22 protein-coding genes and 4 pseudogenes are annotated in these 19,620 nt (G+C 66.5%); 19 read left to right on the forward strand and 7 right to left on the reverse strand.

The window, feature by feature from the left end; translation table 11 throughout:
- The first annotated feature begins 30 nt into the window (after positions 1 to 30).
- The 8 genes from ACQP1T_RS21810 to ACQP1T_RS21845 all read left to right on the forward strand — a co-directional run bounded on the left by ACQP1T_RS21810 (position 31) and on the right by ACQP1T_RS21845 (position 8,651).
- On the forward strand, positions 31 to 468 hold the full coding sequence (locus ACQP1T_RS21810) for a carboxymuconolactone decarboxylase family protein (protein WP_433754889.1): 438 nt from the start codon (positions 31 to 33) through the stop codon (positions 466 to 468).
- Positions 465 to 1,445 (forward strand): VOC family protein, encoded by a 981-nt coding sequence (locus ACQP1T_RS21815; protein WP_433754890.1) that lies wholly within the window; start codon positions 465 to 467, stop codon positions 1,443 to 1,445. The genes ACQP1T_RS21810 and ACQP1T_RS21815 overlap by 4 nt, the downstream gene beginning before the upstream one ends.
- The gene (locus ACQP1T_RS21820) at positions 1,442 to 2,257 is read left to right on the forward strand and encodes a sugar phosphate isomerase/epimerase family protein (protein ID WP_433754891.1); all 816 of its coding nucleotides are present in this window, start codon (positions 1,442 to 1,444) and stop codon (positions 2,255 to 2,257) included. Before ACQP1T_RS21815 ends, ACQP1T_RS21820 begins: the two co-directional genes overlap by 4 nt.
- A 44-nt stretch (positions 2,258 to 2,301) precedes the next feature.
- Positions 2,302 to 3,666, forward strand: coding sequence for an MFS transporter (locus tag ACQP1T_RS21825; RefSeq protein ID WP_433754892.1), 1,365 nt, complete (start codon positions 2,302 to 2,304; stop codon positions 3,664 to 3,666).
- A 21-nt stretch (positions 3,667 to 3,687) separates the two neighbouring features.
- On the forward strand, positions 3,688 to 4,152 hold the full coding sequence (aroQ, locus tag ACQP1T_RS21830; RefSeq protein ID WP_433754893.1) for a type II 3-dehydroquinate dehydratase: 465 nt from the start codon (positions 3,688 to 3,690) through the stop codon (positions 4,150 to 4,152).
- Positions 4,149 to 5,006 (forward strand): shikimate dehydrogenase, encoded by an 858-nt coding sequence (locus tag ACQP1T_RS21835; protein ID WP_433754894.1) that lies wholly within the window; start codon positions 4,149 to 4,151, stop codon positions 5,004 to 5,006. The genes aroQ and ACQP1T_RS21835 overlap by 4 nt, the downstream gene beginning before the upstream one ends.
- Positions 5,007 to 5,150: 144 nt before the next feature.
- Positions 5,151 to 8,432: a protein kinase domain-containing protein gene (locus ACQP1T_RS21840; RefSeq protein ID WP_433754895.1), complete on the forward strand. Its 3,282-nt coding sequence runs from the start codon at positions 5,151 to 5,153 to the stop codon at positions 8,430 to 8,432.
- A gap of 63 nt (positions 8,433 to 8,495) precedes the next feature.
- A complete protein-coding gene (locus ACQP1T_RS21845; protein ID WP_433754896.1) occupies positions 8,496 to 8,651 on the forward strand; it encodes a hypothetical protein in 156 nt (51 codons plus the stop codon).
- A gap of 38 nt (positions 8,652 to 8,689) precedes the next feature.
- Here the strand turns inward: ACQP1T_RS21845 and ACQP1T_RS21850 are convergent, their stop codons facing one another.
- Positions 8,690 to 9,280: a TetR/AcrR family transcriptional regulator gene (locus ACQP1T_RS21850; RefSeq protein ID WP_433754897.1), complete on the reverse strand. Its 591-nt coding sequence runs from the start codon at positions 9,278 to 9,280 to the stop codon at positions 8,690 to 8,692.
- An 87-nt stretch (positions 9,281 to 9,367) separates the two neighbouring features.
- On the opposite strand from ACQP1T_RS21850, the gene ACQP1T_RS21855 reads away from it, so the two are divergent.
- Positions 9,368 to 10,516, forward strand: a complete 1,149-nt coding sequence (locus ACQP1T_RS21855; RefSeq protein ID WP_433754898.1) for a Gfo/Idh/MocA family protein — start codon at positions 9,368 to 9,370, stop codon at positions 10,514 to 10,516.
- 120 nt (positions 10,517 to 10,636) lie between these two features.
- The gene (locus tag ACQP1T_RS21860) at positions 10,637 to 11,221 is read left to right on the forward strand and encodes a GntR family transcriptional regulator (RefSeq protein ID WP_433762304.1); all 585 of its coding nucleotides are present in this window, start codon (positions 10,637 to 10,639) and stop codon (positions 11,219 to 11,221) included.
- Positions 11,222 to 11,642: 421 nt separating this feature from the next.
- Here ACQP1T_RS21860 and ACQP1T_RS21865 read toward each other — a convergent pair whose 3' ends face one another.
- Positions 11,643 to 12,032 (reverse strand): winged helix-turn-helix transcriptional regulator, encoded by a 390-nt coding sequence (locus ACQP1T_RS21865; protein WP_433754899.1) that lies wholly within the window; start codon positions 12,030 to 12,032, stop codon positions 11,643 to 11,645.
- A 152-nt stretch (positions 12,033 to 12,184) separates the two neighbouring features.
- On the opposite strand from ACQP1T_RS21865, the gene ACQP1T_RS21870 reads away from it, so the two are divergent.
- The gene (locus ACQP1T_RS21870) at positions 12,185 to 12,913 is read left to right on the forward strand and encodes an alpha/beta fold hydrolase (protein ID WP_433754900.1); all 729 of its coding nucleotides are present in this window, start codon (positions 12,185 to 12,187) and stop codon (positions 12,911 to 12,913) included.
- A gap of 152 nt (positions 12,914 to 13,065) precedes the next feature.
- Here the strand turns inward: ACQP1T_RS21870 and ACQP1T_RS21875 are convergent, their stop codons facing one another.
- A complete protein-coding gene (locus ACQP1T_RS21875) occupies positions 13,066 to 13,455 on the reverse strand; it encodes a DUF1330 domain-containing protein (RefSeq protein WP_433754901.1) in 390 nt (129 codons plus the stop codon).
- 91 nt (positions 13,456 to 13,546) lie between these two features.
- Here ACQP1T_RS21875 and ACQP1T_RS21880 point away from each other — a divergent pair, with 91 nt between their 5' ends.
- On the forward strand, positions 13,547 to 14,449 hold the full coding sequence (locus ACQP1T_RS21880) for a LysR substrate-binding domain-containing protein (protein ID WP_433754902.1): 903 nt from the start codon (positions 13,547 to 13,549) through the stop codon (positions 14,447 to 14,449).
- A gap of 11 nt (positions 14,450 to 14,460) precedes the next feature.
- On the opposite strand, the pseudogene ACQP1T_RS21885 reads toward ACQP1T_RS21880, so the two are convergent.
- A pseudogene (locus tag ACQP1T_RS21885) lies at positions 14,461 to 15,002 on the reverse strand (type I CRISPR-associated protein Cas7).
- A 44-nt stretch (positions 15,003 to 15,046) separates the two neighbouring features.
- Positions 15,047 to 15,271: pseudogene (locus ACQP1T_RS21890) on the reverse strand (type I CRISPR-associated protein Cas7); the annotation flags it as partial.
- On the opposite strand from ACQP1T_RS21890, the gene ACQP1T_RS21895 reads away from it, so the two are divergent.
- The 3 genes and pseudogenes from ACQP1T_RS21895 to ACQP1T_RS21905 all read left to right on the forward strand — a co-directional run.
- Positions 15,266 to 15,535 carry an HYD1 signature containing ADP-ribosyltransferase family protein gene (locus ACQP1T_RS21895; RefSeq protein WP_433762306.1) on the forward strand — a complete coding sequence of 90 codons (270 nt, stop codon included), beginning with the start codon at positions 15,266 to 15,268 and terminating at the stop codon, positions 15,533 to 15,535. The pseudogene ACQP1T_RS21890 and the gene ACQP1T_RS21895 sit on opposite strands and share 6 nt — an antisense overlap.
- Positions 15,536 to 15,537: 2 nt before the next feature.
- Positions 15,538 to 15,819: a DUF6881 domain-containing protein gene (locus ACQP1T_RS21900; protein WP_433754903.1), complete on the forward strand. Its 282-nt coding sequence runs from the start codon at positions 15,538 to 15,540 to the stop codon at positions 15,817 to 15,819.
- Positions 15,820 to 15,964: 145 nt separating this feature from the next.
- A pseudogene (locus ACQP1T_RS21905) lies at positions 15,965 to 16,060 on the forward strand (IS21-like element ISAau2 family helper ATPase IstB); the annotation flags it as partial.
- Between the two features lie 217 nt (positions 16,061 to 16,277).
- On the opposite strand, the gene arsM reads toward ACQP1T_RS21905, so the two are convergent.
- Positions 16,278 to 17,090, reverse strand: a complete 813-nt coding sequence (gene arsM / locus ACQP1T_RS21910; protein WP_433754904.1) for an arsenite methyltransferase — start codon at positions 17,088 to 17,090, stop codon at positions 16,278 to 16,280.
- Positions 17,091 to 17,209: 119 nt separating this feature from the next.
- On the opposite strand from arsM, the gene ACQP1T_RS21915 reads away from it, so the two are divergent.
- Complete coding sequence (locus ACQP1T_RS21915; RefSeq protein WP_433754905.1) at positions 17,210 to 17,581, forward strand: ArsR/SmtB family transcription factor; 372 nt, start codon at positions 17,210 to 17,212, stop codon at positions 17,579 to 17,581.
- Positions 17,582 to 17,674: 93 nt separating this feature from the next.
- Here ACQP1T_RS21915 and ACQP1T_RS21920 read toward each other — a convergent pair.
- Positions 17,675 to 17,791 (reverse strand): annotated as a pseudogene (locus ACQP1T_RS21920) (heat-shock protein HtpX); the annotation flags it as partial.
- A 372-nt stretch (positions 17,792 to 18,163) separates the two neighbouring features.
- Here ACQP1T_RS21920 and ACQP1T_RS21925 point away from each other — a divergent pair.
- The 3 genes from ACQP1T_RS21925 to ACQP1T_RS21935 all read left to right on the forward strand — a co-directional run bounded on the left by ACQP1T_RS21925 (position 18,164) and on the right by ACQP1T_RS21935 (position 19,537).
- Positions 18,164 to 18,598 (forward strand): MarR family winged helix-turn-helix transcriptional regulator, encoded by a 435-nt coding sequence (locus ACQP1T_RS21925; protein WP_433754906.1) that lies wholly within the window; start codon positions 18,164 to 18,166, stop codon positions 18,596 to 18,598.
- The gene (locus ACQP1T_RS21930) at positions 18,595 to 19,044 is read left to right on the forward strand and encodes a hypothetical protein (protein ID WP_433754907.1); all 450 of its coding nucleotides are present in this window, start codon (positions 18,595 to 18,597) and stop codon (positions 19,042 to 19,044) included. Before ACQP1T_RS21925 ends, ACQP1T_RS21930 begins: the two co-directional genes overlap by 4 nt.
- Positions 19,045 to 19,249: 205 nt before the next feature.
- A complete protein-coding gene (locus ACQP1T_RS21935; protein WP_433754908.1) occupies positions 19,250 to 19,537 on the forward strand; it encodes a hypothetical protein in 288 nt (95 codons plus the stop codon).
- Positions 19,538 to 19,620: the final 83 nt, after the last annotated feature.

The raw sequence follows: 19,620 nt of genomic DNA on the forward strand, positions 1-19,620 counted from the left end.
TAGCCACACCAACGATGGGAAAGGTCAGCGATGACAAGCACTGTCACCCCTGGGGCCTCGGCGGAACAGCAGGCGGAGATCGACCGTTACCTGGGGACCTACCGCGAGATGGCGGGGTTTGTCCCGCCCCGGATCCAGGCCCGGTTCGATCGGCTGGCCCGGACGAACCCGGAACTCCTGCTAGCGCAGGAGAAGGTCCGGAACCTGGTCACCTACACCGACGCGCTGGACCAGAAAACGGTGCAGCTCATCCTGTTCGCTGTGCTCTCGGTCCAGTTGCGGGACGCGGCGAAGATCCACGGCCACGCCGCGCGGCGGGCCGGTGCGAGCTGGGAGGAGCTGCAAGCGGCGATCGACCTCGCCTACCTGTTCGGTGGCGTGTCGATCGCGAACCACGCACCGGCGATCCTCGACGGCGTCGCGGAGCTGGAGACCAAGGCGGCGGCCGAGGAGGGGGCGATCCGGTGATCGACCACCCGGAACCGGTCTACGACATCGCGCAGCTCGGGCATGCCGAGATCCGCACCCCCGACCTCGAGGCATCGGTCGCGTTCTTCACCGAGATCTACGGGCTCACTCTCGTCGGCGAGACATCCGGGGCCGCGCATCTGCGGGCCTGGAACGACGACGTGCTGTCCTCGCTGACCCTCACCGCCCACGACGAACCCGGTCTGGGCCACCTCGGCTGGCGGGCGACAAGCCCGCATGCGCTGCGCCGACGGGTCGCGGCGCTGGAGGAACACGGTGTGCGGGGCTGGTGGCACGACGGCGACTTCGGGCACGGTGCGGCGTACCGGTTCGTGGGCGTCGGTGGGCATGTCCAGGAGGTCTACTTCGACACCGAGAAGTACGTGCCGACCCCGGAAACCACGCCGGCGCTGCCCAACCAGCCGCAGAAGTTCGACCCGCGCGGTGCCGCGGCCGCTCACATCGACCACATCAACCTGCTGGTACCCGACGTCGCCGCGGCGTCTCGCTTCCAGCAGGAGACACTCGGGTTCAAACTGCGCGAGCGGCTCACCCCGGCGGGCCGGGACGAGGTCGGCGCCTGGCTGTCGGTCATGACCAAGGCCCACGACCTGGCCCTGACCAAGGAGCCCGCGCCCACGCAGGGCCGCCTGCACCACCTCGCCTACGCGGTCCCGGAGACCTCGGACGTGATCCGCGCGGCGGACGTTTTCCTCGAGAACGACGTCTTCATCGAGTTCGGCCCCGCCAAGCACTCGCGCACCCAGGGCTTCTTCCTCTACGTCTACGAGCCGGGCGGCAACCGCGTCGAGGTCTTCACCGGAGGCATCCACATCTTCTCGCCGGATTTCGAGACCGTCACCTGGGAGACGGAGTCACAGGGCCGGGGGACCGCGTGGGGAATGCCGGTGCCCGAGTCCTTCCACCACCACGCCACACCCCCGTACGTGACGGCCGGTGCCGAGGTGCCGGCGTGACCGGGCTGACGGCAAGTTACGTCACCCTGCACGGGGGCGGGTTCACCGATCCCGCCCGCACCTCGTTCGCCGATCGTGCGGCCGCGGCCGCGAAAGCCGGGTTCACCGGGATCGGCGTGCAGCTCGCGGATCTCGCAGCCACCGGTGGCGCCGCCGTGATCGGTGATCCGGCCGTGGCCGTCACCGAGGCCGAGTTCCTCGGCGGCTGGGTTTTCGCCGAGGACCCGGGTGTGCCGTCGCCGTCGGAGGAGCTACTGATCGAGGTCGCCCGGGTCGCGGGGCCGTTGCGGGTCACGTCCGGGGAATTCGCGGCCGGGCCCGCCGATCCGGGCCGCGCGGCGGACGCTCTCGCGGCGCTCGCGAACAGGCTTGCGCCGCACGGCATCACCCTTGCCGTCGAGGCCTTCGCCTGGGGCGCGATCCCCGACTATCCGACGGCGCTGGAGATCGTGCGGCGCAGCGGTGCCGCCAATGCCGGGCTCATGATCGATGTCTGGCACTGGTTCGCCACCGGCGCGCAGGTCGCGCTGCTCCGCGATGTCGACCCGCACGAAATCGCCGGCGTCCAGCTCAACGACGGTCCCCGGACGCGCCCGGATGATCCCGAAATACTGCACCGGGCCCGCACCACCCGGTGGCTGCCCGGCGCGGGCGAGCTTCCGGTGCGAGAGCTGGTCGGCGCCCTCCACACGGCGGGCTACTCGGGCCCGTACTCGGTGGAGGTCAACTATCCCGGATTCCGGGAGCTGCCCGTCGAGGAGGCCGCGCGCGCGGCCTACGACACCTCGATCGCAATCCTCAACGACCGCTGAGCGGCGTCCCCAACCCCGTCACCTCGAACACAAAGGAGTGTCTCGTGTCGCATACCCAGAAGACCGGAACACCAAGACAGACACCGGGTAAGGCCGCGCTGGCGTCCTTCCTCGGCAGCCTTGTCGAGTACTATGACTTCTTCATCTACGGGTCGGCCTCTGCGCTGGTGTTCGGCCACGTCTTCTTCCCCCGCGCCAGCACCGCGGCAGGTACGCTGGCCGCACTCGCGACCTTCGCCGTGGCCTACGTCGCCCGCCCGATCGGATCGTTCTTCCTCGGTCACTTCGGCGACCGGATCGGCCGCAAACGAGTCCTGATCTTCACCCTCGCGCTGATGGGTGGCTCGACCTTCGCCATCGGCTGCGTGCCCGGTTACGACACCATCGGCGTGGCCGCGCCGATCCTGCTCGTGGTTCTGCGGATCGCACAGGGGCTGTCCGCCGCCGGCGAGCAGAGCGGCGCGAGCTCGATGACGCTGGAGCACTCGCCCGAAGGCAGGAGGGCGTTCTTCACCAGCTTCACCCTCTCCGGCACACAGGCCGGTCTGGTCGTCGCCACACTCGTGTTCATCCCGGTCGCCGCGCTGCCCGAGTCCGCCCTCTACAGCTGGGGCTGGCGAATTCCGTTCTGGGCCAGCGCGATCGCGGTGTTCGCCGCGATGCTCGTACGCCGGACCCTCGACGAACCACCGGCTTTCGAGCAGCTCAAGCAGGAGCAGGAGATCGTCAGATTTCCGCTGGGAGTCTTCATCCGGTCCTACTGGCGGTCGTTCCTGCGGATCGTGCTCTGCCACCTCTACGGCACCATCTCCACCGCCGTGACCGTGTTCGGGCTCGCCTACGCGGTGAACGAGTGGCACATCGCGCGTTCGTCGATGCTGTGGACGATCGTGATCGCCAACCTCGTCCAGGTCGCGACGATCCCGATGTGGGCGAAGCTGTCCGACCGGGTCGGGCGCCGCCCGGTGTTCGCGGTCGGAGCGGTGGGCTGCGCGGTGTCGGTCTTCGCCTACTTCATTGCGATCACCACGGCGAACTGGATGCTGGTCGCCGTGGCGTCGGTGCTGCTCATCTCGATCTGCTACGCGGCGCCGAACGCCGTCTGGCCTGCCATGTACGCGGAGATGTTCGACGCCAGGGTTCGCTACACCGGCCTGGCCGTCTCGACCCAGTTCGCCAACCTCGCCCTCGGTTTCCTGCCGACGATCGCCGCGATCCTGATCGGCACCGGAAGCTTCGGCTGGCTGTCGATCGCGGTGCTGCTCTCCACGCTCTGCCTGATCGCCGCCGCGGCCGCGTTCGCCGGCCGGGAGACAGCGCACGTTCCGCTGCGCGAGCTCGGGCATCCTTCCCGGGCCGACGGCCCGACCATGCCCGAGCGGGCCGAGGCCGCGCCCAGCGCCTTCTGAATCCCTTTGAAAGGAACCAACATGCGGCACGGTCGCCTCCTGATCATGAACGGTCCGAACCTCAACCTGCTCGGTACCCGGCAGCCCGAGCTCTACGGCACCGACACCCTCGCCGACGTCGAGCGGATCGCCGGTGGCAGGGCCGAGGAACTCGGGTACAAGGCCGACTTCTTCCAGAGCAACTCGGAGGGCGCACTGATCGACCGGCTGCACGAGGCGCGTGGCAGCACCGACGGCGTCGTCCTCAACCCCGCAGCGTTCACACACACCTCGGTGGCGCTGCGGGACGCGCTACTCGCCGCTGAACTGCCGGTCGTCGAGGTGCACATCAGCAACGTGCACAAGCGCGAGGAGTTCCGGCACCGTTCCTATGTCTCCGACATCGCCGAAGCCGTGATCGTCGGGGCGGGAATCCGGGGCTATGTGTATGGGATCGAATGCCTCGACCGGGCGCTCCAGCTCCACGAACGAAGGAGCGCGGTGTGAACGACCCGCTGCAAGTCGGCCTGATCGGCGCCGGCATCGGACCGTCCTTTTCCCCCGCACTCCACGAACGCGAGGCCGCCGCCCTCGGCATCTCCTATCGGTACCGGCTCTGGGACCTCGATGTCCTCGGCATTGCTCCCGAAGACATCGCGAAGCTGCTCCAGCGTGCCCGCGACGAGGGGTATCGCGGGCTCAACATCACTCACCCGTGCAAACAGCTCGTGATCCCGCACCTCGACCGGCTCTCGCCCGACGCCCAGGCCATCGGCGCGGTGAACACCGTCGTCCTCGACGACACTGGGATGACCGGACACAACACCGACTGGCAAGGCTTCCGCGCGGGTTTCCTCGAGGGCCTCCCGGAGGTCGCCTGCGAGCACGTCGTGCTTCTCGGCGCCGGTGGTGCGGGTGCGGCTGCCGCGCATGCCCTCCTTTCGCTCGGCACATCCCGCCTCGACGTGCTCGACGTCGATCCGGGCAAGGCGGATGATCTCGCCGCCGCGCTCATTGCGCGCTTCGGGAACGGACGAGCCGTGGCGGGCCACTCGCGTGACGTCGCCGAACGCCTCCGTTCGGCGGACGGCCTGGTACACGCGACCCCGACCGGCATGGCGGCACACCCCGGACTGCCACTCGACGCGCGCCTGCTCCGCCCGGACCTGTGGGTCGCCGAGATCGTCTACATGCCGATGGAAACCGAACTCCTCCGCAACGCCCGCGCCGTCGGCGCGCGGCACCTCAGCGGCGGCCGCATGGTCGTCCACCAAGCCGCGGAGGCGATGCGCCTGTTCACCGGTCTGACACCGGACGCGAGCCGGATGCTTCGTCACCTGGCCGAACTGGTGAGCCCCTGAACTGGGTGCGGCAGGTCACTGCTCGCACGCCGCCGTCCGCGTTTTCCGACGCGGATCACGTGACCGCGGATACGCGCCAAAGGACCAGGCCACGGCACTGGTCCGGGCTGTATTCTGAGGTACACCACCAAGCCGGACCTGCGTATGGGCGAAATCGACTCGTTCAAAACTCAGCGCGACGTGGTCGCCACGGTCACGGCGGAGCTTGCCGAAGCTGGATTCGCCGATGCCGAGGAGATCGGTCGCGGTGGATTCGGCGTGGTGTATCGGTGCACGCAGACGGCCTTGGATCGGACTGTGGCGGTAAAGGTTCTGACCGCCGACCTCGCGGAGGGCAACCGGGAACGGTTTATTCGGGAACAGCGGGCGATGGGGCGGCTGACCGGGCATCCGAACATCGTGGCAGTGCTGCAGGTGGGCACCACCGCATCCGGTCTGCCCTATCTGGTGATGCCGTTCTATCCGCAAGATTCCCTCCACGCCCGAATCCGTCGGCATGGTCCGCTATCGGTGGAGGAGACGCTGCGAGTGGGTGTGAAGGTTGCCGGGGCGCTGGAGGCGGCGCAACGGCTCGGCATCCTGCACCGGGACGTCAAACCCAGCAACATCCTGATCACCGATTACGGTGAGCCAGCGCTGACCGATTTCGGTATCGCCCGTATCGCCGACGGATTTCGCACCGCCACTGGCACGATTACCGGTTCGCCGGCATTCACCGCACCGGAGGTGCTGGCGGGTGCGGAGCCGACTGCGGCGGCCGACGTCTATGGTCTGGGCGCTACCTTGTTCGCCGCGTCGACCGGGCATGCGGCGTACGAGCAACGCAGCGGCGAACAGGTGGTGGCCCAGTTTCTGCGGATCACCACCCAGCCGACGCCGAATCTGGGCGAGCACGACATCGACGAGGACCTCTCGCAGGTGATCGAACATGCCATGGCCAGCACGCCCGAGCAGCGGCCGGCCATGGCGGACTTAGGCGAACAGCTGCAGCAGCTGCAGGTCGGGCACGGGTGGCCGGTCGACGAGATGGCGGTGCGGGCCGCCGCGGGTGCCGAGCAGCAAGAGAGCGCCCCAGTTCCATTGACCACCGGCCCCACACCGGTACGGGGGCCCGTGCCGTCCGGTTCTTCGGCCAGCGCACCGGCGTCTCTTCCCCTGGAGCTGACAAGCTTCGTCGGCCGCCGCACGGAATTGACCGAGGCCAAGAGTCTGCTGGCGAGCTCGCGGCTGGCGACGTTGACCGGGATCGGTGGGGTAGGCAAGACCCGACTGGCGTTGCGGGTCGCGACCGATGCGCAACGCGACTTCGCTGACGGGGTGTGGTTGGTCGAGCTCGGCGAACTGCACGACGGCGCACTGCTGCCGGGGGTGATCGCCGCCGCTGTGGGATTGCGCCCACGCGGACAGGCGGTGCTCGATGTGCTGATCGAATACTTGGCGTCACGGCGGTTGCTGCTCGTGCTCGACAATTGCGAACAAATCGTGGATGCGGCAGCGAAGGTTGTCGAGAATTTGCTGCGGGCGTGCCCGGAACTGCGGATCCTCGCCACCAGCCGCGAGCCGCTGGGCATCGGCGGGGAATCGGTACTGCGGGTGCGGCCGCTGGCCGTTCCGCATCGGGAACTGTCGCTGCGGGTTGCGCCTCGCTACGACGCGGTCACGCTGTTCGTCGAACGGGCCGCCGCTGCCGTGCCCGGCTTTGTGCTCACCGAGGGCAACCTCGCCCCGGTGGCCGAGATCTGCCGCCACCTCGACGGACTGCCGTTGGCGATCGAGTTGGCCGCAGCTCGGCTGCGGGCGCTGTCACCGGAGCAGATCCTGGCGCGGCTCACCGACCGATACGCACTGCTGACCCGCGGCAGCCGCGGCGCGCCGAGCCGTCAGCGAACCTTGCGGTTGTGCATCGACTGGAGTTACTCGCTGTGCACCTCGGCCGAACAGCAGGTGTGGGCACAGTTGTCGGTGTTCGCCGGCGGTTTCGAAATCGACGCCGCTGAGCAGGTGTGCCGAGACGACCTCGGACCGGAGGATCTGCTCGATGTGCTCACCGCCCTGGTCGACAAGTCCATCCTGATCCGCGAGGAGTCGGACTCGGTGGTGCGGTTCCGGCTGCTCGAGACGGTGCGTGACTACGGCCGCGACAAACTCGACCAAGCCGGCGAATACACGGAACTGCGGCGCCGACATTCGAATTGGTATCGGCAGCTGGCCGAGGACGCCGAGGCCGACTGGATCAGCCCCCGCCAACTCGGCTGGATCGCACGCCTCGACCGCGAACAACCGAACCTGCGCGAGGCATTGGAATTCTGCCTGACCGACACCCGAGCGGGATCCGACGCCGCGTTGTCCCTCGCGGCAGCGATGCAATTGTTCTGGTTCTCCCGAGGCCAGCTCGGTGAGGCTCGGCACTGGCTCGACCGCGCCATCGCCAGCGGGCCCGCTACTGCCACGCCAGCACGCGCCAAGGCGTTGTGGCGCGCCAGCATGGTGACCAAATCCCAGGATTATCTCCCCGCGGCATCCACGCCGGTCATGCAGGCGCAGGCGCTGGCCGAACAGACCGAGAATCCGATCGTCCACGCGTTCGCTGATCTCACCCAAGGTCTGCACGCGATCCGCAGCGGCGACTGTCCGCGTGCCCGTGCCCCCATGGAGGCCGCCCTCGAGACCTTCGTTGCGCAGGGCGACGTCTACGGGCAGGTCTTGGCCCAGATCGGGCTCGGATGGGTGCACGCATTGCGGGAGGACAGCTCAGCAGCTCTCCCGTACTTCGAAAAGGCCCTCGCGATCATCGAACCCCATGGCGAATCCGTCCATCGGTCATATGCCTTGTGGGGGGCTGCGGTTGCCGCGTGGCGCCAAGGTGATCGCGACCGTGCGCTAGCGCTGCTGCAGCAGGAGCTGCAGCTGGCCAAGCGACAAAAAGACCCGCTCATGGCCGCAGTAGCCCTGGAAACACTGGCCTGGATTGTGGGAGCCCAGGGCAGCGCGCGGCGCGCCACCATCTTGATGGGCGCCGCGCACGCACTGACTCAGGCGATCGGCGGCTCCGCCGTACTGTTCCCGGACCTAGCGGTCCACCATGAGGACTGCGAGCGAGCCGCCCGTCACACGCTCGGCAGGCGATCCTTCGACACCGCCTACCACGAAGGCGCCGCACTGGATCTCGAGGCCGCGACCGCCTACGCCCTGGGAGAGCAACCAAGCGCCGCGGCTCCCGGTCCGGCGGTGCTGACCAGACGCGAGCGGGAGGTGGCCGACCTCGTCGCCGAAGGCCTGACCAACAGGGCCGTCGCCGCCCGCCTGGTGATCTCCCTGCGCACCGCTCAGGGACACGTCGAACACATCCTGAGGAAACTCGGATTCACCTCGCGTGCCCAAATCGCCGCCTGGGTCGCCGAGCAGGGCCGACCCGCACACAGTTGAAGGTGCCTTGTCGAAACGTTCGATCCACCAGATCCCACAGCACTGACGATCGCGCCCGAGGCCATGGGTATGGCGACCCGCGCCATGGATCGCGGTGCCGTCCCGGAATTCGGCGAGTGGGTGTCGAAGGCCGAACCTACCGCCTCGGATGACTTCGATGCCGCCTGCGCACAAGCTCACATGGCCCGGGCGCAGCAGATCGAAACAACCGCCAGCTGATCCGCCAGCACCGCTCCCGTCGCCCGATAGGCGACGGCTCAGCGTCGGGACTCGAGTCCGTCGAGCACGATGCGCAGGTTTCGGGTCCACTGGTCCGGCGCGGCTTGCAGGCCGATGGTGCGTGGCTGCGTCGCGACTCCCGCGAGCGCGAAAGCGACGTCGCACCAGGTGATGTCGTCGCGCATGGCTCCCGCTTGCTGTGCGCGGTCGACGAGGCGGCACAGACTGTCGCCGAGTTCGGTGATGGTGTCGCCGAGATCGCAGGATCCCGCACCGCCCAGAGCGTCGTTGACGCCGCAGCTTTCCGCACGCAGCCGGACGTAGACGGTGGCGAACTCGGTGAACCCGTGCCACGGGTCCGGATCGGCGAGGGCGTGGTCGGCGGCAGCCCTCGCCTCGTCGAGGACCTCCTCGAGTACGGCCTCGAGCAGCGCGTCGAGGGAGGGGACGCGGCGGTAGAAGGTTCCCTTGCCGACACCGGCGCGTCGCGCGATCTCTCGAGCGGTGACAGTGACACCGGTGTCGGCGATCGCGGCGCGGGCGGCTGTGATGAGGCGTTCGAGGTTGCGGCGGGCGTCGGCTCGCGGGGTGCCGGATGCCTCGGACAACAGGCGGTCGACAGCGCTCATGTAGGGAACCTTAGCAAAGTGGACCCGGGCGGTCCGCTTATCTATGCTTCATAACCGGACCCAGCGGGTCCGTTTAATGAAAGGGTGATGAAGATGTCGGACCGGATTCGTGTAGGCGTCATAGGTGCGAGCCCGGAGCGGGGATGGGCCTCACGGGCGCATATCCCGGCGTTGCGGGCATTGCCGGACTTCGAGCTCACTGCCGTGGGAACCAGTCGGCGCGAGAGCGCGGAGCAAGCCGCGCGGGCATTCGGAGCCGCCCATGCGTTCAGCGATGCGCGGCAGTTGGCCGAGCATCCGGAGGTCGATCTGGTGGTGATCACCGTGAAGGTCCCGGCGCACGCGGAGTTGATCAGGATGGCGAACGCGGCGGGCAAGCATGTCTACTCGGAGTGGCCACTGACCCGGACGACCACGGAGGCCGAGGAGTTGGTGGAGTTGTCGGTGAATTCGGACCGGCATCACGTTGTCGGGCTGCAGGCGCGGTTCTCACCTGCCGTCGAGCAGGCGCGCACGCTCCTCGCGGAAGGCTATGTGGGGGAGGTAATTTCGGCCACGGTGTACTCTGCGCGGGGCAAGGGAGCGGGTGGACGGATTCCGGAGTGGGCGGCCTACACCCTCGATATCGACAATGGCGCGGGCCTGTTGGAGGTTGCCGGCGGGCACACACTCGACCCGCTCGAGTACCTGCTGGGCGATATCGCCGAGTTCTCCGCCGACCTCGCAATCCGCAACCCGCACAACATCATCGCGGAAACACGGGAGCGGGTTCGGGTCACCAGCCCTGATCACCTACTGCTCAGCGGTGTAGCGCAGGGCGGTGCGGTGATCTCGGTGCACGTGCACGACGCGAAACTGACCGACGGCCGCACGCGCATCGAAATCTCTGGTACCGAAGGCGATCTCGCCCTCGTCTCCGAGAGACCATCCGGTCCGGGTGGGATTCAGATCAGCGATCTGCGGTTGCTCGGCTCACGTGGTCCAGGGGGTACTTGGCAGGACCTCACCGAACCGCACGCGAAATTCGCGATCGACCTGCCCACGGAATCCCGCAACGTCGCAGCGCTCTACTCGCGGCTGTCGGTGGATCTGCGTACCGGCGAGCGGACAGTCCCGAGTTTCGAGACCGGCCTGCACATGCACCGTCTGCTCGACGCTATACGCAGATCCGCCGAGACCGGAACACGGCTCCAAACCGGCAGCAACCCATCCGTACCCGTTGATGCCGGGCGCTGACGACACACGCTCACCGGCATAGAATTCGCATGCGTTGGAAAGCCGTGCCAGCCAACGAATCCAGACGGCCGACCAACGCCCGCGCAGCGGCAATGTAGTGCGTTCGACAAAGAACACAATCTGTCCAGGCACTACGGTGTGAGCTTGGCTGTCGTGCGGGAGGCGTTGGTGCGGCTGGTCGGTGAGGGTTTGGCCGAACGGCTGACCAATCGCGGCTTCGCGGTCCCGGCCTTCTCCGATCACCGCTGGCAGCAGATCGGTGAGGCCCGCCGGACCATCGAGCCGATCGTGCTGCGGATGTCGATCGAACGTGGCGATATCGCCTGGGAGGGCGACGTTCGAGCCACCCACCACCGCCTTGCTCGCACACCAGTGTTCACGCCGGAGGGCGGCGAGTACTACGAGGAATGGGCGGGGGCCCATCGCGTATTCCATCGCACGCTGCTGCAGGGGTGCGACAATCCTGTGTTGCTGGAAACGTTCGACAGGATGTGGGTCGCAAGCGAATTGGCCCGCCGCTGGTCAGCGCACCGCGATCCCGGGCGGGACGGCATCGACGAACACCGTCGGCTGGAGCAGGCAGCGCTGGCCCGTGACCCCGACACCGCCACGCTGACTCGGCACCTCACCCTGACGACTGCCGCGCTGGCTGATGGCATCTCCGACAATCCTGCCAGTCGGTCCGAAGCCAATCGAACCAAGTGAGGGCGCCGAACTCGAACAGCCGACGATGAACCTCAGCGGCGAAACCCCGCGAACGAGATCAGAGCCCGGACGCCGCTTGAACAGACTCGATTCGGCATTACCGAGTGTCCGAGCGTGTCCTTCCTCGCAAACCAGCTGATAGAGATACTCGCCCGCATACCGCGCGGCGCAACCGAACCTGTCGAGCCACAGAGCTGACCGACATGAGCGCGTCACACCCCGCCCCTTTCGATCAAGGATGCCCCGATTCACCGAACTTGTTACAAAACAACAACATTGAGCCGCGACGGGGTTCTACTCACCTGCGCTCTCGACCGCCACCGATCACGCGCCCAGCGGCAATAGCGGATGTTCGGCCTGCGGTGACGTGGACATATTGTCCGTCAGCACAGGCATCGGAACACTCGGGGCGGATTCCGCACTAGGTGGACGTGGCGTCGGCGCGTGTGTCGTATTCCGCGCGGGCGGCGTCGATGTGCTCCAGGTGCGTAATGCTCCACTCCAGCAGGGGTAGGGCCGCTGCGCGCAGACTCGTGCCCATCGGGGTGAGTTCGTAGCTGACGTGGGGTGGCATGACGTTGCGCACGGTCCGGGTCAGGATGCCGTCGCGTTCCAGGGCGCGCAGGGTGACGGTGAGCATGCGCTGGCTTATGCCATCGATGCCGCGCTTGAGTTCGCTGAACCGGCGTGGCCCCTGGCTGAGGTGTCGCACGACCAGCAGCGACCACTTGTCCCCGACGATATCGAGCACTTCTCGTGTCCGGCACGCGTCGCCCTGGCTCTGCGGCGGCTCGCCCTCTGTTGCGGTCATGGTTATCTCCAGGGAACCGGGGCACCGAAATGTGCCTTATTGCCCGATCCATGTCGAGCGCACCACACTGATCGTGGTTCCCAAAGTGTACCGAGGTATGAAAAGTAACCAGTCAGCGTCGGTGCACCTACCGCACGTCGAAAAGGACGATCATGTCAATTTTTCTGCTGGTCCACGGCGCCTGGCACAGTGGCCGCTGCTGGCAGCGAGTGGTACCGCTGCTGGAATCGGCCGGGCATCAGGTGCACGCGCCATCGCTGACCGGCTACGGCGACAAGGCGCATCTTCTCGGCCCCGACGTGGGGCTCGACACCCACGTCGCCGATGTCATCGAGCTGATCAAAGACAAGGACCTCACGAACGTGGTCCTCGTGGGGCACAGCTACGCGGGATTGGTCATCTCCTCGGCGGCCAACGAGATTCCGGACCGCATCGCGCACCTGGTGTACCTCGACGCGATGGTCCCCGAGGACGGCGAGACCGCGGTCGATGTCCAACCGATGAGCCAGCACCTGATCGACCTCGCCGTAAGCTCGGGCAGCGACTGGCGCATTCCCCCGCTGCCCGAGCAGCCGGCGCCTTTCGGCCTGTTCGGGGTCACCGACCCGGCGGACATCGCCTGGCTGCGCACGATCCTCTCGGATCAGCCGGTGCGTTGCCTGCAGCAACCGGTCCGCTTGGACAATCCGGCCGTGAACGCGATCCCTCGCACGCACATCCACTGCGTCGGTGCCACTCCGGCGGGCATCACCCGGCGAGCCATTCCCGCGATACAGCCCAACGGTTCCGCTGCGCAGGTATGGGAGTTGCCGACCGGCCACGACTGCATGATCACCATGCCAGCCGAACTCAGCGAACTGCTGCTGAAGCTCGGCCTTTAGCAACCGGCCGTCAGCGATCTGGCCGGAAGACGGAGCTGGCATCCGGTCATCGGCAGTGCAGTGCAGTGCGATGCCGTGACCGAGATGATCTCGGCGCGTTTATCCGTCTGCGTATCAGGTGACGGATGCTCAGCGATGGCTGGTCCCGCCGGTCAGTCGATGCCTTCGACGATGCGGAAGTCGCGCTCGACGCCGTCGGGAAAGGCCACCAGCGCCTTCTGGTATGCCTCGCTCTCGTATGCCGCGACGGCCTGTTCAAAGCTGTCGAACTCGATCAGAACGACGCGTTGCGTGATTCCGGCCTCGTGGGCGACGACTCGACCGCCACGGGACAGGACGCGCCCGCCCCCAGCCTGGACAGCCCGACGGGCCAGCTTGTTGTAGGCAGTCAGGCTCTCAGGGTCGGAAATTACGGGGTAGACACTGACCCAGTAGCCCTTGGCCATGGAAACCTCCTGTGTTCGGCCGGACACGTCCGACTTCGAATTGACACTCGGATCGATCGATCCCGCCGACGGGTATTGCGTCGGTTGAATCGTCATATGCGCAGGTTAGGGCTTGATGTGTGGTCGAGGGAAAGACCGGTGCGCGATAGACTCAGAACGGATCGTTATCAATCGGCAGGGAGGGTGCGTGACGCCGGATACGGTGAGCCTGCGGTATTTCCTGGTGCTGGCGCAGGAGTTGAACTTCACCCGGGCGGCCGCACGGATCGGGATCGCGCAGCCCGCACTCAGTGCCCGGATGCGCCGATTGGAGGCGGAACTCGGTACGGCCCTGCTGGTTCGCAACACGCGTAGCGTCGTATTGACCACGGCCGGTGCGGCTTTGGCGGAGTCCGCGCCACCCGCGCTGGCGGCCCTGGACCGAGCATGGGACACCGCCCGGAATGCCGGGGCCGGTGAACTGGGCACGCTGCGCATCGGATACAGCCTCAGCACCGGGGCCGAGACGGTACCGGCCCTGGTGGACAGGCTCATTCGCAGCAGCCCGGGACTCGAGGTCGGCGCGGTCCCGATGGCGACACCGGAGATCTCCCCCGCGGTCGCCGACGGCCGCATCGATGCGGGGATCACCCGCGGTGAACAGCCGGGCCGTGGCGTGCGCCGGTTCCTGCTGCGGCGTCAGCGCGTCGGGGTCCAGCTGGCGCAGCATCATCCGCTGGCCGAACACCCGGAGATCGAGATCGCCGACGCGGCCGCGTATCCGCTGCGGCTCCCGGACCGTGCGGCCAACCCGGTGATCCACGATCAGCTGTCCGCACTGTTCCGCGACACCCGACCATCCCCCCGATTCCACACGCCCGCAGTCTCTTTCGACATGTCTCAGCGCGACCTACGCGACGGGCTCACCCTCGCTCCGGCCGGAGAAGCCGCGGTCACGACACAACCGGTCGGCCTCACCTGGCGACCGCTGCGGGGCGCGCCCAGCCTGACGCTCCACCTGGTCCTCCCGCGCGAGCAGTCGCCAGTACACTGCCGCATCCGTGCCGTCGCCAAAACCCTGGCGCACGAGCTGCACTGGCTGCCGGACTGACGCGCAAGAGGTCAAGCGAGACGGACGTCTGCGGTGGTGAGGCCGAAGACCTTGCGCCCGGCGGACTTCGCGGTGATGATCGGTGGCGCAATCATATTGTCGGACTCGATCGTGCGCTCGATCTTGACCGTATCGGTGAGCACGTGAGCCGGTGCGGTGCCGAAGGCATCGGAGTGGGTGAACACATACAGGCCGCGCAGTGCCATCTCCGCACGCGAGGAGGAATGGTCGTGCTCGAACATCCATTCCATGCTCCGCCACAACATCGCCAGGTCCTCGGAGGTGACACCGGTGCGCTTGGCCAGGGGGCGCTGAAATGTCCGATACCTCGGTAGAGGCCGTACGGCACAGTGTGTTTGGTGCCCATTTCGGTCTTTTTCGTGTCGTCTTCTCTGGTGCGGGTGGCGCGGGTGATGCCGTGTTCGTGCGGGAGGACGGGGTCGATGCTGCGCGAGAAGGTGAGTTGCACAGGGCCTTGCACTCGTCCGGCGGGCTTTTTCCCGGTGGACATGACCGCGCCGAACATGCGGACGTCGAAGAAGGTCTGGCACATCCATCGTTGCGCGATCCCTCGGAGTCCTTGCCGTCGGGCAGGCCCAGTGCCTCGTAGGCGCGTTCGTGCTGGGAGTTGAGCGATATGCCAGCTTCGACATAGATGTCGTTGCCGGGCTTGGCTTCTCCGAACAGAGTCACCATGTTCCGGATCTTACGTTTGATGGCCACGTCGGTGACCAGGCCCTGCATAGTTTCGGGGTCGGTGCGTGGTGTCCCCGCTGCGTCGGGGTCTCCGTTGGGGTTGCCGTCGGTGACGTCGTACTGCACCCTTCCCTACGCGAGCAGAACCCCAAAGATGCTCGCGACGGCGACGGCCAGTACTTGACCGATATCGAGCCCGGAACCCGAACACTGGGCCAGCTGTCAGCGGCTTTCCTGCGTGTCCCCTGTGCGGGCCAGAAGTTCACCCATTTCACCGAGATCGACGTCACTGGCCTCACAGTTGCGCAGGGACGACCTGGAGTATTCGTGATACCGAATACTGGACCCCTAGACCTTGCAGGACGAATCATTCGGTCAGGAAGGAACTGAACATGCGATACGTGAAAGTCACCTGGCACCATGATTTCGAGGACGAGCCCGTCGAATACTTCCACGAAGTCGGCGACGACAACTGGGAAACACGCAGAATTCAGGTTTACCGCGACGGACATCTGGAATGGGCCGACGAAACCCACGAAACCGCTACCGCCGGGGTCGCGGAGATACCAATCGCGCCAATCGAAGAGATAACAGAGCAACCCGAATTCGACGCAGAAGATATATCCCAAGAGCAATTCGAGCGCCAGTGGTCGCAAGCCCGCGCAGAGCTATAACACTTTTCCTGCAGGGTCACTCGGGGTTCTCTGGCCAGTGGGTGCCGTCGCCACGGTCGCAGTCGGAGATCCCTGCTGGGGTAAGTGCGTCGACTCAGCTGACGTTTGAGCGAGCGGTGACAGCTTGCGTCCATGTCCTGCGCGGGTCGATTACGCCGAAGTCATCTCCCTCAAGGGCGACAGCTATCGGCTCAAAGACCGCGATCTCGGCCGCGTGCCCGCGGCCAAGACCAACGACTGACCCATCGCGCGCGATATGCGGTGCGGGCTTTCGGCCGACGTCGGATCGGTACGGCCAGTTGGTCTTCCGCTGACCGCGCTGACCGGCTCGGTCAGCGCGGTCAGCGGCAATAGCGGATATTCCGAAACTCGGATCACCACGGCGGTCAATCTCCCCTTGCCTCGCGCTGGCCGGTTCGGTCCGCGCTCGGGGCAAGGGGAGATATGGGCAGAGTGGGTTAGGAGCAGCAGTCGGTTCCGCAGCAGGTCTTCTCCACCGCAGCGGGTTTGACCGCTTTCACGATCGCGGAGACCATTCCGTCGGCCACCTCGTGAGTCGATTCGATCTCGATCTGCTCGAACCCGGCCGCTTCCAACAGGTTCCGATACTCGCTGAACGACAACGCGCCCGCGATGCACCCGACATAGTCCCCACGCTCGCCCCGCTGCGTGACCGAGAGCGCGTCGTCGGCGACGACGTCGGCGATCCCGATTCGTCCGCCCGGCACGAGCACGCGCGCGATCTCGGCGAACACCGCGGGCTTGTCGGTCGAGAGGTTGATCACGCAGTTGGAGATCACCACATCAATCGCGTTGTCGGGCAACGGAATTTCCTCGATCGTCCCCTTCACGAATTCGACGTTGGCGACTCCGGCCTTGGCCGCGTTCTCCCGGGCCAGGGCCAGCATCTCGTCGGTCATGTCGACCCCGAACGCCTTCCCGGTCGCCCCGACCCGCCGCGCCGAGAGCAGCACGTCGATGCCTCCCCCGGAACCGAGGTCCAGGACGGTTTCGCCTTCGCGCAGGTCGGCAACGGCGGTCGGGTTGCCGCAGCCCAGCGACGCCGCGACGGCCTGGATCGGCAGCGCGTCGCGGTCGCCGGCGCCGTAAAGGCTGGCCCCGAAGTTCTCATCGACCTCGATCACCCCGGTCGCGTAGCAGTCGCTGCCCCCGCAGCAATCCTCGGCCGTCCCGCCACTGGCGACGGCGACCGCCGCGGCGGCATAGCGCTCACGCACGGTCTCACGCAGTTCGTTGGCCTGTTCTGACATGGGAATCACTCCCTCTCGAAACACCCGAAACCGGAGGCTTCTACTCCACTGACCGGGCTATATTGATGACTGTCGATACAAGTCTGGCGCGCTGAATCGACATCTGTCAATATTGACGAGTGTCGAAACAAGATTTGCCGGTGATCGCCTCGACCGGCTGCTGCACCACCACCCTCACCACTCCACTGGACGCGGAGACCGCCGTCGACCTAGCGGCCACCTTCAAGACCCTGGGGGATCCGGTCCGGCTGCGGCTGTTGTCGTTGATCGCGGCCGCGGGCGGGGAAGAGGTCTGTGTTTGCGAGCTCACCCCCGTCTTCGACCTCTCCCAGCCCACGATCTCCCACCACCTGAAAGTTCTGCGCGAGGCCGGGTTGCTGACCTCGCAACGCCGCGCGACCTGGGTCTACTACCGCGTTGTTCCGCAAGCGCTGCAACGACTTTCCGACATCCTCGCTCCAGCTGGGCTGACCGTTTCGACACCGGCATGAACGACACCATGGCGCCGCTGACACGGCGGCTGGCCGCCGAAGCCACCGGCAGCGCCGCCCTGGTCGCGGTCGTCGTCGGCTCCGGCATTGCTTTTGGCCAGCGGGGTCGTCGAGTTTCCAGTCGCGGTAGGAGACGCCGGGGAAGTAGGGGCAGCTATCTTCGCAGCCCATGGTGATCACGATGGTCGAGGACTCGACGGTGTCGGCGGTGCCCGACGACATCGTCGTCCCCCACTCCGGCACCACTCGCTGAAAGGCAGCGTCCCGCAATGACATCGGTCCGCCCGAGCGTGTTGTTCGTCTGCGTCCACCCCATCCGCGACGAAATCGAACGCCAGGTCCGCGCCCTGCTCACCGAACTACAGCTCTGACCCAACGATTTGGAATCGGCAATATGGTGCGTTCGGCCGACGCCGGATCAGCTCGGCCCGTTGACCTTCGTCCCGCCCGTGCTGGCCGGTTCGGTCAGCGCGACCAGCGGCATTTCCGGATGGTCGGCACCGCGACGAATCCACTCGGCGCGGACCCGTCGAACGCCGAACCAGGACGCAAAATAAATGCGATTTGGTACTATCCTAAATCGTGAAATACGATTTCGTCTCTTCAGAGCGATCGGCACTGCTGAGCCTGCAGCGCGCCACGCACGCCACGCTCCACAGGATTGCCACCGAGCTGGTCGACCTCGACATGACCGCCTCCGAGATCAACGCCCTGGGCAACCTCGCCGACGGGCAGAGTCGGACCGTCTCCCAGGTCGCCGCCCTGATAGGAGCACGCCCCACCACCATGACCAGCGTGCTCGACCGATTAGACAAGCGCGGACTGATCACCCGGGTCGCCCGCGCGGGCGACCGGCGCTCGGTCCTGATCGAATTGACCGACTCCGGCCGCGCCACCGCCGCCGCCATCCGCCGGACCTTCGCCGACCTCGAATCCCGCACACTCGGCGACCTGCCGCCTGAAGCCGTCGTCGGCTTCTACACCGTCCTGGATGCCCTGATCGAGAAAAACCGATGACTACGCACAACAGTGCACCGCACCCAGGCCAGGATCCGTCCAAGGAATCCGGGCCCTATGCCGACCTGCTCACGGAGGTGACGGCAGATACCGGCCGGTTCGGTCACCGCCAACACCTACACCTCACCTACCTGGCCGTACGCCGCTACGGCACCTCCCGAGCGATCGAACTGGTCAGCGACGGCATCCAGCGCACCGCGCGCTACCAGGGCGCGCCGCAGAAATACCATGCCACCGTCAGCCGAGCCTGGGTCGAACTGGTCGGCCACCACGTGATCGACACCGACGCAGCCGATTTCGACACCTTCATCGACCACTACCCGGGATTGCTGGACAAGAGGCTGCTCACTAGGTTCTATCGCACCACCACGCTGGCCGACCCCGTGGCCAGGACCGGATGGGTCGAACCCGACCTGACACCATTTCCCTGGCAGCACAACTGCTGAGCCGTCGGATACAACCGAGCAATCACGAACTGTCGCCGCCTCCGCCGCAAAGGCAGCGGCTCATGGATATCCCCACATCGGCATGAGGGACATCCCTGCCCCGGAATACCGCAGGGTCCGAATATGGCTGGCCGCCAGTCTGCGGTGCTGTGGTTTACACGCCCGACCGCGACGCCGAATGCACTTGCGCGAGAGGAACGGTGCAGTGGATGCCGCCACCGAAAAACTGATCACCGTGGTCGTCGACGCGATTCCGCCGCGAGCCGACCTCACCGCCGACGAGGTGTATCGCACCGTGTGCGCCGAGATTGTCCATCCGCCGTCGCGAGAGCAGGTTGAGAAGGTACTCGAGGTGCTGCAGACTCCCGGACTCCGGTATATGCCAGGCGATGTCGGCTGGGCCGTGGTCCTGCGGCTGCGTGATCTGGAATACCTGACCGATCCCGCGCGGGCCAATGATCCACCGCCGCCCGACGACAACAGACCTCGATGATCACAACAATCCCTCGGCCCTGGCTCGCCTCAATGCTGTGCCGCCGTGCTGCACGACGGTCTCACTCCGCCGCATTGTTGGAT

The sequence above is a fragment of the Nocardia sp. CA-135398 genome (assembly GCF_050955845.1).
GTDB lineage: Bacteria > Actinomycetota > Actinomycetes > Mycobacteriales > Mycobacteriaceae > Nocardia.

Bases quoted from the DNA above. Each gene is read 5' to 3' on its own strand.
- ACQP1T_RS21810 (WP_433754889.1), top strand. From the start codon at position 31: ATGACAAGCACTGTCACCCCTGGGGCCTCGGCGGAACAGCAGGCGGAG.
- aroQ (WP_433754893.1), top strand. From the start codon at position 3,688: ATGCGGCACGGTCGCCTCCTGATCATGAACGGTCCGAACCTCAACCTG.
- ACQP1T_RS21840 (WP_433754895.1), top strand. From the start codon at position 5,151: ATGGGCGAAATCGACTCGTTCAAAACTCAGCGCGACGTGGTCGCCACG.
- ACQP1T_RS21845 (WP_433754896.1), top strand. From the start codon at position 8,496: ATGGGTATGGCGACCCGCGCCATGGATCGCGGTGCCGTCCCGGAATTC.
- ACQP1T_RS21850 (WP_433754897.1), bottom strand. From the start codon at position 9,280: ATGAGCGCTGTCGACCGCCTGTTGTCCGAGGCATCCGGCACCCCGCGA.
- ACQP1T_RS21855 (WP_433754898.1), top strand. From the start codon at position 9,368: ATGAAGATGTCGGACCGGATTCGTGTAGGCGTCATAGGTGCGAGCCCG.
- ACQP1T_RS21865 (WP_433754899.1), bottom strand. From the start codon at position 12,032: ATGACCGCAACAGAGGGCGAGCCGCCGCAGAGCCAGGGCGACGCGTGC.
- ACQP1T_RS21870 (WP_433754900.1), top strand. From the start codon at position 12,185: ATGTCAATTTTTCTGCTGGTCCACGGCGCCTGGCACAGTGGCCGCTGC.
- ACQP1T_RS21875 (WP_433754901.1), bottom strand. From the start codon at position 13,455: ATGACGATTCAACCGACGCAATACCCGTCGGCGGGATCGATCGATCCG.
- ACQP1T_RS21900 (WP_433754903.1), top strand. From the start codon at position 15,538: ATGCGATACGTGAAAGTCACCTGGCACCATGATTTCGAGGACGAGCCC.
- arsM (WP_433754904.1), bottom strand. From the start codon at position 17,090: ATGTCAGAACAGGCCAACGAACTGCGTGAGACCGTGCGTGAGCGCTAT.
- ACQP1T_RS21930 (WP_433754907.1), top strand. From the start codon at position 18,595: ATGACTACGCACAACAGTGCACCGCACCCAGGCCAGGATCCGTCCAAG.